Genomic DNA, 255 nt, shown 5'->3' with positions numbered 1-255 from the left:
GACTGGGCCCTGCGAAAAGGCCGCACCTACGGCACCATCCTTGTCGACTTGGAAGCACACCGCGTCGTCGACCTATTGCCTGACCGCTCGGCACCAACTATTGCTGCATGGCTGCGCGAGCACCCAGGCGTCGAACTCATCGCCAGGGACCGCTCCACCGAGTACGCACGAGCGGCGAGTCTCGGAGCGCCCGGCGCCCAGCAGGTCGCGGACCGCTGGCACCTGCTACTCAATGGTCGGCAGATGGTGGAGCGC

The 255-nt window shown here is 66.7% G+C and carries 1 protein-coding gene; it reads left to right on the top strand.

Annotated elements, in window-relative coordinates; translation table 11 throughout:
• On the top strand, positions 1-255 hold a 255-nt coding region (locus U8525_RS34655; RefSeq protein WP_374271002.1), incomplete at both ends, for a transposase.

The organism is Corallococcus sp. RDP092CA (assembly GCF_041903675.1).
Lineage (GTDB): Bacteria > Myxococcota > Myxococcia > Myxococcales > Myxococcaceae > Corallococcus.
This window is presented reverse-complemented; position numbering and strand designations above follow the sequence as displayed.